The organism is Azospirillum sp. UENF 112521 (assembly GCF_058780665.1).
Window position 1 is genome coordinate 443,358 of record NZ_JBSNCI010000001.1, and the last position, 9,143, is coordinate 452,500.

Here is a 9,143-nt window from a genome sequence, read left to right on the forward strand (position 1 = left end):
CGTTCGTCGTCACTGCGACGGCCCGTTCGACGGTTGACCAGAGGATTCCAAGGATGAGCCTTTACAGCGCCATGCGGTCCGGTGTCAGCGGCATGTCCGCGCAAAGCTCGCGCCTTGCCGCCATTTCGGACAACATCAGCAATTCGCAGACGGTCGGCTACAAGCGGGCCACTGTGGATTTCTCCACCCTGGTCACCTCGCCCGGCAGCCGCAGCACCTACACGGCAAGCGGCGTGCAGTCCGCCACGCACTATCAGATGCAGCAGGACGGCACGATCCTCGGGACCAGCTCGACCACCGACATGGCGATCAGCGGCAACGGCTTCTTCGTCGTCGGCAACAAGGCGTCCGGCACGCCGCAATATTCGCTGACCCGCGCCGGCAGCTTCCTGCCCGACGAAGCCGGCTTCCTGCGCAACAATGCCGGCCAGTATCTGGAGGCCTGGAAGCTGAACCCGGACGGCACCATGCCGAACGTCAGCAGCTCCCGCTTCGACGACCTCCAGTCGGTGAATGTCGGCAATCTGGTCTATGGCGGCAGCAAAACGACGCAGATGGATTTCTCCGGCAATTTGCCGGCCCAGGCCGCGACCGGCGACAGCTTCACCAGCAGCCCGACCTTCTATGACGGGCTGGGCAACCCGCTCGACCTGTCGATGACCTGGACCAAGGCCGCCGGCCCCAACCAATGGACGCTGACCGCCACCGGCCCGGCCGGCTATACCGTGACCGGCGCGCCGGTGACGCTGACCTTCGCCGCGACCGGCCCCTATGCCGGCAAGCCGGTGGACGGCGCCGGCCTGCCACTCGACCCGATGCCGGGCCTCACCGTCACCTCGCCGGCCACGCCGACCGCCGACAGCTTCACCCTGTCGCTCGGCAACCTCACCCAGCTGAACGGCGACTACGTGCCGACCGTCACCGGCGACGGCGCCAAGGTCGGTCAGGTCACTTCGGTCAACATCGACGACAGCGGCAAGCTGTGGGTGATGTACGACAACGGCGCCCGTCAGGCGCTGTACCAGATCCCGATGGCCACCGTCACCAACCCGGACGGTCTGGTCGCCCAGGACGGCAACACCTACACGCTGGGCGCGGACACCGGGACCCTGACGCTGGGGGCGGGCAAGCAGGGCGGCGCCGGCAGCGTCATCGGCAGCGCGCTGGAACAGTCCAACGTCGACATCGCGACCGAGCTGGTGTCGCTGATCGAGACGCAGCGCGCCTACTCGTCCAGCGCCACCCTGGTGCGCACCGCCGACGAGATGGTCGAAGAAACCACGCGCCTGAAGCGCTGAGCCCAGCCTCGACGGAGCCCCGGCCATGAGCGTCCAACTCGCCCTCACGTCCGCCCTGTCCGGCCTGCGCACGACGCAGCAGCAGGCGGCGATGGTGTCCCACAACCTCGCCAACGCCACCACCGCCGGCTATGTGCGCCGCAACCTCGATCTGTCGGCGGTCACCACCGCGGGCCGAGGTGCAGGGGTGCGGGTCGACGCCGTCGCCCGCAAGGTGGACGAGTTGCTGATCCGCGATGCGCGGTTCGAGACCAGCCGCTACAGCGGGCAGGAGGCGCGCGCCTCGGCGCTGGCCGACTATGCGCTGGTGCTGGGCCAGCCGCAGGACGAGAAGTCGGTCTCGACCCAGCTGTCGAAGCTGCAACAGGCCTTCTCCCGCCTGCACGACATGCCCAACGACGACGCGGCGCGGAACGCCGTGGTGTCGCAGGCGACGGCTCTGGCCGGCGGGCTGAACCGTGCCGCCGAAGCGGCGCAGACGGTGCAGGACGATGCCAGGGGCCGGCTCCAGACCTCCGTCGATACGGTGAACACCTCGCTCCAGCGGATCAGCGACCTGAACGGCAAGATCGCGACTCTGGAGACGCGCGGCGGCGATGCCGGCGACCTGCGCGACCAGCGCGACCGCCTGCTCGATCAGGTCTCGCAGGAGATCGGCATCCGCACCTACAGCCGCGAGGACGGCCAGGTCGTGGTGATGACCCGCAACGGCCAGACCCTGCTCGACCATCCGCTGGCGCCCGGCGAAAGCCCGCTGACCCTGCTGGGCGACGAGGTGATGGCCAATGGCGTCGCCCTGTCGGCCAACCCGGACAGCGAAATCCAGAGCGGCCGCATCATGGGCTATGTCCAGACCGTCAAGCAGGACATGCCCCGCGCCATGGCGCAGTTGGACGAGCTGGCCGCCGGCCTCGTCCAGGCCTTCCAGGGGGCGGAGGCCGACCCGACCCAGCCCGGCCTGTTCACCGATGCAGGCGCCGCCTATGGCGCCACCGCCGGGCTGGCCTCGCGCATCGCCGTCAACGACGCGGTGCGGACGGAAAGCTGGCGGGTGCAGAGCGGCGTGCAGGCGGCGGCCCCGCTCCAGCCGGGCGACCAGACGCAGATCGAGAAATTCCAGGCCGTCTTCACCGGCATCCGCAGCTTCGCCGCCACCGACATGCCGGCCACCGCGACGCTCGGCAGCTACGCCACCGCCATGGTGTCGGCCCAGCAGGGCTACCGCACCGGGGCGGAGTCGGAGATGAACGCGCGCAAGATCAGCGCCGACACGCTGGAGACCGCCCGCATCAACCGCGACGGCGTCAACATCGATGACGAGATGCAGAAGCTGCTGCTGATCGAGCAGAGCTACGGAGCCAGCGCCCAGGTGGTGCAGGTCGCCGGCCGCATGATCGACATCCTGTTGCAGATCAAGGGGTAAGCCGATGCTGTACAATGCCCTGTCCACGCTGGGGATGAGCCGGTCGCTGCAAAGCACCATGACCCGGCAGCAGATGGAGCTGACCCGCGCCAACGAGGAGGTGTCGACCGGCGTCCATGCCGACGTCGCCGCGACCATCGGCGCCGGCACCGGCCGCGACATCGCGCTGCGCAACCTGTTCGACCGCACCGACGAGTATGTGAAGACCACCGACCTGCTCGACGGCCGGATGAAGACGATGGACAGCGCGATGACCAGCATCCTCGCGTCGGGCACCGACCTGCTGGCCGCCGCCTCGACGGGGCTGGGACAGCAGTCGCCGACCGGGACGTCTCTGCAAATCCGCGCGCGCGGCGTGCTGGATCAGGTGGTCGGGCTGCTGAACGCCTCGTCCGGCAACAGCTATCTCTTCGCCGGCACAGCACTCGACCAGCCGCCGATGCGCAATGTCGACGGCGACAAGTCGGGCCTGCGCTCGCCGATGCAGATCGTCCGGGACGCCATCCAGTCGGCCACCGGCGGCACCGCCATGCCGGTCACGGCGGCGGAGACCGCGGCGGTCGTCGCCCGGCTCGACGATCTGTTCGCAGTGCGCGATCCGGCGACCCCGGCCCCCGCCCCGCTGACCGACAGCTTCGAGGGTGGCCTCTACACCGGCACCACGGCGATGCAGCCGGGCGGCACCGCATCGCCGCGCGTCAGCGGCCAGCCGGCGGAGTCCACCGGCATCGCCTATGGCGTGCAGGCAAACGACCCGATGATGCGGCAGATGCTGGAGGGCATCTACATGCTGGCGGCGGTCGATACCTCGCAGATGGATGTCGACGCCTATCCCGACTACATCAGGACTGCGGTCGACAAGCTGTCCGGCGGCCTCGGCAAGCTGCGGGAGGCGACGGCGCAGCTCGGCATCCAGCGCGCCCAGCTCGCGACGCTGGCCGAACAGCACAAGACGCAGAAATCGATCCTCAGCCTGCAGATCGACAATCTGGAAGGGGTCGATCCCTACGAGGCCAGCACGCGGATCAGCCAACTGGAGGCGCAGATCGACGCCACCTCCAGCGCCACCGCGCGCATCGCCAAGCTGCACCTGACCAACTATCTCTAGGCCGCATCGACATGATCCCCGGCATCCAGGTCCCCCTATCGTACCGGCTCCGGCCCGCCTTGCGCCGTGCCATGGTGCTGGCCGGCGGGCTGCTGCTGGCGTTCGGCATGCAGTCGGCCGTGCCCGTGGCGGCGCAGACACGGGTGAAGGATCTGGTCACCTTCGACGGGGTGCGCCGCAACCAGCTGGTCGGCTACGGCCTTGTCGTCGGGCTGAACGGCACCGGCGACCGGCTGATCAACACGCCCTTCACCGAACAGAGCCTGAAGGGGATGATGGAGCGGCTGGGCATCAACACCCGCGGCGAGACCCTGCGCACCCGCAACGCCGCGGCTGTCATGGTGACGGCCAGCCTGCCGCCCTTCCCGCGCCAAGGCACCACTGTGGATGTGACGGTCTCGGCACTCGGCGACGCCACCAGCCTGCTGGGCGGCACGCTGGTGGTGACGCCGCTGCTGGGGGCCGACGGCGAGGCCTATGCCGTGGCCCAGGGGCCGCTGTCGGTCAGCGGCTTCACCGCCGGCGGGGCGGCGGCGACGGTAACCAAGGGCGTGCCGACCACCGCCCGCATCGCCAACGGCGCCACGGTGGAGCGCGAGCTGAAATTCGCGCTGAACGATGTCGGCGCGGTGCGGATGGCCCTGCGCAACCCCGACTTCACCACGGCGATCCGCATCGCCGACGCGGTGAACGGCCGGCTCGGCACCGGCAACGCCCGGGTGGTCGACCTGACCACCGTCGACGTGCGGATCACCGGCTCTTATGTCGGCAACGTCTCCCGCCTGATCGGCGAGATCGAACAGCTGGCGGTCCGCCCCGATGCCGTCGCCCGCGTGGTGGTGGACGAGCGCAGCGGCACCATCGTCATCGGTGACGATGTCCGGGTCAGCCGGGTCGCCATCACCCAGGGCAACCTCACCGTCCGCGTGGTGGAGACGCCGCAGGTGTCGCAGCCGCAGCCCTTCAGCAACGGCTCCACCGTCGTCGTGCCGCGCACAGACGTGCAGGTTCAGGAAGGCAACGGCCGCCAGTTCGTGACCGTCGGCGGCAATGTCAGCCTGCAACAGCTGGTCAACGGGCTGAATGCGCTGGGGGTGGGCCCGCGCGACATGGTCGCCATCCTCCAGGCCATCAAGGCAGCCGGCGCCCTGCACGCCGACCTCGAAATCATCTGAACGCCGGAGACGACGATGGACATCGCCGCAACGACCCTCCGCAGCCCTGCGACGCCCACGCCGACAACCGCGACGCCGGCCATCCCCACCCCGGAAGCGGCCGACAAGGTTGCGAAGGAATTCGAGGCGATGCTGGTCGGCCAGCTGATGGAAAGCATGTTCGCGGGCATGCGCGAAAGCCCGCTGTTCGGCGGCGGCGGTCCGGCGGAAAAGCCGTGGCGCAGCATGATGTTGCAGGAATACGGCAAGGCCATCGCCGAATCCGGCACGCTCGGCATCGGCAGGATGACGCACGACGAGATCGCCCGCCTCTACGCGGCCCAAGCGGAGCAGCGCTCATGAGCGTCACCCTCAAGGACCTGATCCACGAATTCGCCCCCGACCGGCGGCCCGAACAGGCGGAGGCTGTGGGACCGGCCGCTCCCGATCCCGGCTATGACGGTGCCACCGCCCTGCTGGTGCGCGACTTCCTCGACGCGGTGGAGGCGCTGTCCGCCGTCCTGGAGGAGGAATCCGCCTGCATCGCCGCCGGCATGCTCGACCGGCTGGAGGCCTTCGCCCACCGCAAGGCGGCGATGGCCGAGCAGCTGGAAGGCGCCGTCCTGCGCGCCCGCGACGAGGGCATCCGCCTGCCCGACGATCTGCGCACAATGACGCTGGAGCGCATCGACCGGCTGGAGCGGGCGGTGTCGGTCAACGCCTCCGGCCTTGTCGCCCTGCGCAAGGCGGTGCTGACCATCAACCGCAACCTGCTGACCGCGCTGGAAAAGGCATCGAGCGACGGCACCTATGCCCGCGACGGGCAGGCCCGCCGGCCGGTGGAGCTGTCGGCCTCCGGCCTGAACGCCACGCTGTAGCGCCTGTTGGTATCTGATCGACTTTAGCGGCCCTTCACGCTGGACAGCTCGCCGGCCTGTTCCAGCTTGATGATGCTGGCGACCAGCGCGCGCTGGAAGCCGCGGGCATCGGATGGCAGCGACACACCGGCACCGGTCGGCCAGAATTCGACGAAGGCGAGGCTGCCCTCCTCCCCCGCACCCGGCCATTCGAAGGCGACGCCCAGCCCGATCTCCTTCGTCGTCCGCCGATGGTCGGTGACGAGGATCTGCGCTTCCCAATGCATGCCGCCGGCGCCCTTGTCGGCCCGCTGCTGGCTCCAGTTCCGCAGATAGTCGCGGAAGGTCTCCGACTGGCGGTCGAGCCGCACATAGCTCGAGCGGTCGGTCACCGTCTGCGCCAGCTTCGTGGTGTAGCGCGCCTGGGCGAGCGCCCGCGTCACGTCGGCGCAAAGCTCCTCGATCTGGGCGAAGCTGCGCTTCACCGTGTCGGCAAGCGCCGCCGCCAGGGCCGGACCGGTCGGCGCCGCCGCGGCGTGGTCCTTGCGATACATGTCGAAGAGATCGTCCGAATCGCCCATCGCCATCACCACGCCACCGTCAAGGTCATCACCGCATGGGATGGACCGCATCCGTCAAATTCAGCAAAAACATGTTAATAGCCGGTGAAGCGGCGCCGGGAACAGCTGGTTTGGTGCCGAGAAAGCCCAAATATCCTCACGTCATCGCTTCTTCATCGAAACGGCATAAGATCATATCGGGTGATCAAGCACATGTAAGGCCCCGGATACTGTAAGGACACACCCCCCATGCGCAGGCTGTTCGCACCGGTTTTCTTCGTGGCCTTGGCGCTGCCCGCTGGTGCCGCTTCGGCGGCCGCGGTGGAGGTCGGCCCCCGCCCCTATTTCCTGATCGACCAGATCCGCAATCCGGAGCTGAAGGCGAAGCTGGAGGCCTGTGCCGACAAGCCGCTGGAGAAGAAGCTCTTCTCCATCGCCCACCGTGGCGCGCCGATGCAGTTCCCGGAGCACACCCTTCAGTCCTACCGCGCGGCGGCACGGATGGGTGTCGGCATCCAGGAATGCGACGTGGCCTTCACCGCCGACAAGCAACTCGTCTGCCGTCACGCCCAGAACGACCTGCACACCACCACGAACATCCTGGCAACCGACCTCGCCAGGAAATGCACCAAGCCTTTCACTCCGTCCGACGGGGACAAGCCGGCCTCGGCTGAATGCCGCACCAGCGACATCACCCTGGCCGAGTTCAAGAGCCTGACCGGCAAGATGGATGCCGCCAATACCAAGGCGACCAGTGTCGATGCCTATATGAAGGGTACGCCCGCCTGGCGCACCGACCTGTATGCCGCGGCCGGCGGCACGCTGATGACCCATGCCGAGTACATTCAACTGGTCAAGGCGCAGGGTCTGAAATTCACGCCCGAACTGAAGGCGCCTGCGGTCGACATGCCGTACCAGGGCTGGACCCAGGAGAATTACGCCCAGGCGATGATCGACGAATACAAGGCCGCCGGCATCCCGCCGGAGGATGTGTTCCCGCAGTCCTTCAACCTGTCCGACATTCTGTACTGGATCAAGGCCGAGCCGGCTTTCGCCAGGCAGGCCATCCTGCTGGATGAGCGGGACGAAACTGACAAGAATTTCAACCACATGGACCCGGCCACCTTCAAGCCCTCGATGCAGGAGCTGAAGGAGATGGGCGTCAACTACATCGCCCCCTCGCTGCCGCTGCTGGTGACCGTGGAGAATGGCAGGATCGCTCCGTCGGCCTACGCCAGGGAAGCCAAGGCCGCCGGGCTGAAGATCATCACCTGGTCGCTGGAGCGCTCGGGCCCGCTACAGAAGGGCGGCGGGTATTACTATAAGTCGATCAACGAGATCGTGAACAACGACGGCATGATCTATGAGCTGGTCGATGTGCTGGCCCAGCAGGTCGGCGTCGAGGGCATCTTCTCGGATTGGCCGGCGACCGTCACCTATTACGCGAACTGCATGAACCTGAAGTAAACAGCGAAACGCCCCGTCTCTTTCGAGGCGGGGCGTTCGTGATCCGGATGAAGATGCAAGCGTGCGTGCTTTTGATTTGAGCGTCTCATGTGCCTGAGCGACCTGGCGGCGACCTACTCTCCCACGTCTTAAGACGCAGTACCATTGGCGCGGAGGCTTTTCACGGCCGAGTTCGGGATGGGATCGGGTGTTTGACACCTCGCCATGACCACCAGGTCACCGAGGCACAAGACCGACGCTGTTACCGAAAGCGCTTAATGCTTGTTCAGTGCAAGTGAGGAGGATGTATCGAACGGCGATGCGCTGGTCAAGCACTGCTTTGGAGCAGGCTTGCTGCTGCGCATGGCGCGGTTAGTGGTGTCGAGATCAAGCCGATCGAGCGATTAGTAAGGCTTAGCTTCAGGCGTTGCCGCCCGTCCACATGCCTCCTATCGACGTGATGGTCTGTCACGGCTCTCAAGGGAGCTCTGGTTTAGAGGTGGGTTTCCCGCTTAGATGCTTTCAGCGGTTATCCCGTCCATACTTAGCTACCCGGCCATGCCACTGGCGTGACAACCGGTGCACCAGAGGTATGTCCATCCCGGTCCTCTCGTACTAGGGACAGATCCTCGCAAAACTCCGACACCCACGGCAGATAGGGACCGAACTGTCTCACGACGTTCTAAACCCAGCTCACGTACCACTTTAATCGGCGAACAGCCGAACCCTTGGGACCTGCTCCAGCCCCAGGATGTGATGAGCCGACATCGAGGTGCCAAACGACTCCGTCGATATGGACTCTTGGGAGTCATCAGCCTGTTATCCCCGGCGTACCTTTTATCCGTTGAGCGATGGCCCGTCCACGTGGAGCCACCGGATCACTATGGCCGACTTTCGTCTCTGCTCGACTTGTCAGTCTTGCAGTCAGGCGGGCTTATGCCATTGCACTCGACGAGCGATTTCCGACCGCTCTGAGCCCACCATCGCGCGCCTCCGTTACACTTTGGGAGGCGACCGCCCCAGTCAAACTACCCGCCATGCAGGGTCCCGGACCCGGATAACGGGCCACGGTTAGATGCCAGAGACTTCAAGGGTGGTATTTCAAGGTTGGCTCCACACGAGCTGGCGCCCATGTTTCCAAGCCTCCCACCTATCCTACACATGAAGTCCCTAGCACCACTGCAAAGCTGTAGTAAAGGTGCACGGGGTCTTTCCGTCTGACCGCGGGAACTCCGCATCTTCACGGAGAGTTCAATTTCGCTGAGTTGGTGTTGGAGACAGCGGGGAAGTCGTTACG

The 9,143-nt window shown here is 66.4% G+C and carries 8 protein-coding genes and 2 rRNA genes (1 of these 10 only partly in view); 7 read left to right on the top strand and 3 right to left on the bottom strand.

Annotated features, from left to right (window positions below):
- The first annotated feature begins 53 nt into the window (after positions 1–53).
- From ACWPN8_RS01940 to ACWPN8_RS01965, 6 genes are read left to right on the top strand one after another with little or no spacing between them, the layout of a single operon-like run.
- Positions 54–1,298: a flagellar hook protein FlgE gene (locus tag ACWPN8_RS01940; protein ID WP_492239721.1), complete on the top strand. Its 1,245-nt coding sequence runs from the start codon at positions 54–56 to the stop codon at positions 1,296–1,298.
- A gap of 25 nt (positions 1,299–1,323) precedes the next feature.
- Entirely contained in the window at positions 1,324–2,721 is a 1,398-nt protein-coding gene (gene flgK, locus ACWPN8_RS01945) for a flagellar hook-associated protein FlgK (protein ID WP_492239722.1), read from the top strand.
- A gap of 4 nt (positions 2,722–2,725) precedes the next feature.
- Complete coding sequence (locus tag ACWPN8_RS01950) at positions 2,726–3,829, top strand: flagellin N-terminal helical domain-containing protein (protein WP_492239723.1); 1,104 nt, start codon at positions 2,726–2,728, stop codon at positions 3,827–3,829.
- A gap of 11 nt (positions 3,830–3,840) precedes the next feature.
- Positions 3,841–5,004, top strand: a complete 1,164-nt coding sequence (locus ACWPN8_RS01955) for a flagellar basal body P-ring protein FlgI (protein ID WP_492239724.1) — start codon at positions 3,841–3,843, stop codon at positions 5,002–5,004.
- Positions 5,005–5,019: 15 nt separating this feature from the next.
- Positions 5,020–5,346 (top strand): rod-binding protein, encoded by a 327-nt coding sequence (locus ACWPN8_RS01960; RefSeq protein WP_492239725.1) that lies wholly within the window; start codon positions 5,020–5,022, stop codon positions 5,344–5,346.
- The gene (locus ACWPN8_RS01965) at positions 5,343–5,861 is read left to right on the top strand and encodes a flagellar protein FlgN (RefSeq protein WP_109446093.1); all 519 of its coding nucleotides are present in this window, start codon (positions 5,343–5,345) and stop codon (positions 5,859–5,861) included. Before ACWPN8_RS01960 ends, ACWPN8_RS01965 begins: the two co-directional genes overlap by 4 nt.
- A gap of 23 nt (positions 5,862–5,884) precedes the next feature.
- Here ACWPN8_RS01965 and ACWPN8_RS01970 read toward each other — a convergent pair whose 3' ends face one another.
- A complete protein-coding gene (locus ACWPN8_RS01970) occupies positions 5,885–6,472 on the bottom strand; it encodes a hypothetical protein (protein ID WP_247872950.1) in 588 nt (195 codons plus the stop codon).
- Between the two features lie 177 nt (positions 6,473–6,649).
- On the opposite strand from ACWPN8_RS01970, the gene ACWPN8_RS01975 reads away from it, so the two are divergent.
- Positions 6,650–7,867, top strand: coding sequence for a glycerophosphodiester phosphodiesterase family protein (locus ACWPN8_RS01975; protein WP_109446091.1), 1,218 nt, complete (start codon positions 6,650–6,652; stop codon positions 7,865–7,867).
- 100 nt (positions 7,868–7,967) lie between these two features.
- Here ACWPN8_RS01975 and rrf read toward each other — a convergent pair.
- Both rrf and ACWPN8_RS01985 read right to left on the bottom strand, forming a co-directional pair.
- A 5S ribosomal RNA gene (rrf, locus tag ACWPN8_RS01980) occupies positions 7,968–8,083 on the bottom strand.
- A gap of 146 nt (positions 8,084–8,229) precedes the next feature.
- Positions 8,230–9,143: ribosomal RNA gene (locus ACWPN8_RS01985) — 23S ribosomal RNA — on the bottom strand (it continues 1,833 nt past the right edge of the window).

Excerpts from the sequence above, each read along its gene's own strand:
- ACWPN8_RS01940 (WP_492239721.1), top strand. The coding sequence starts at position 54 with ATGAGCCTTTACAGCGCCATGCGGTCCGGTGTCAGCGGCATGTCCGCG.
- flgK (WP_492239722.1), top strand. The coding sequence starts at position 1,324 with ATGAGCGTCCAACTCGCCCTCACGTCCGCCCTGTCCGGCCTGCGCACG.
- ACWPN8_RS01950 (WP_492239723.1), top strand. The coding sequence starts at position 2,726 with ATGCTGTACAATGCCCTGTCCACGCTGGGGATGAGCCGGTCGCTGCAA.
- ACWPN8_RS01955 (WP_492239724.1), top strand. The coding sequence starts at position 3,841 with ATGATCCCCGGCATCCAGGTCCCCCTATCGTACCGGCTCCGGCCCGCC.
- ACWPN8_RS01960 (WP_492239725.1), top strand. The coding sequence starts at position 5,020 with ATGGACATCGCCGCAACGACCCTCCGCAGCCCTGCGACGCCCACGCCG.
- ACWPN8_RS01965 (WP_109446093.1), top strand. The coding sequence starts at position 5,343 with ATGAGCGTCACCCTCAAGGACCTGATCCACGAATTCGCCCCCGACCGG.
- ACWPN8_RS01970 (WP_247872950.1), bottom strand. The coding sequence starts at position 6,472 with ATGCGGTCCATCCCATGCGGTGATGACCTTGACGGTGGCGTGGTGATG.
- ACWPN8_RS01975 (WP_109446091.1), top strand. The coding sequence starts at position 6,650 with ATGCGCAGGCTGTTCGCACCGGTTTTCTTCGTGGCCTTGGCGCTGCCC.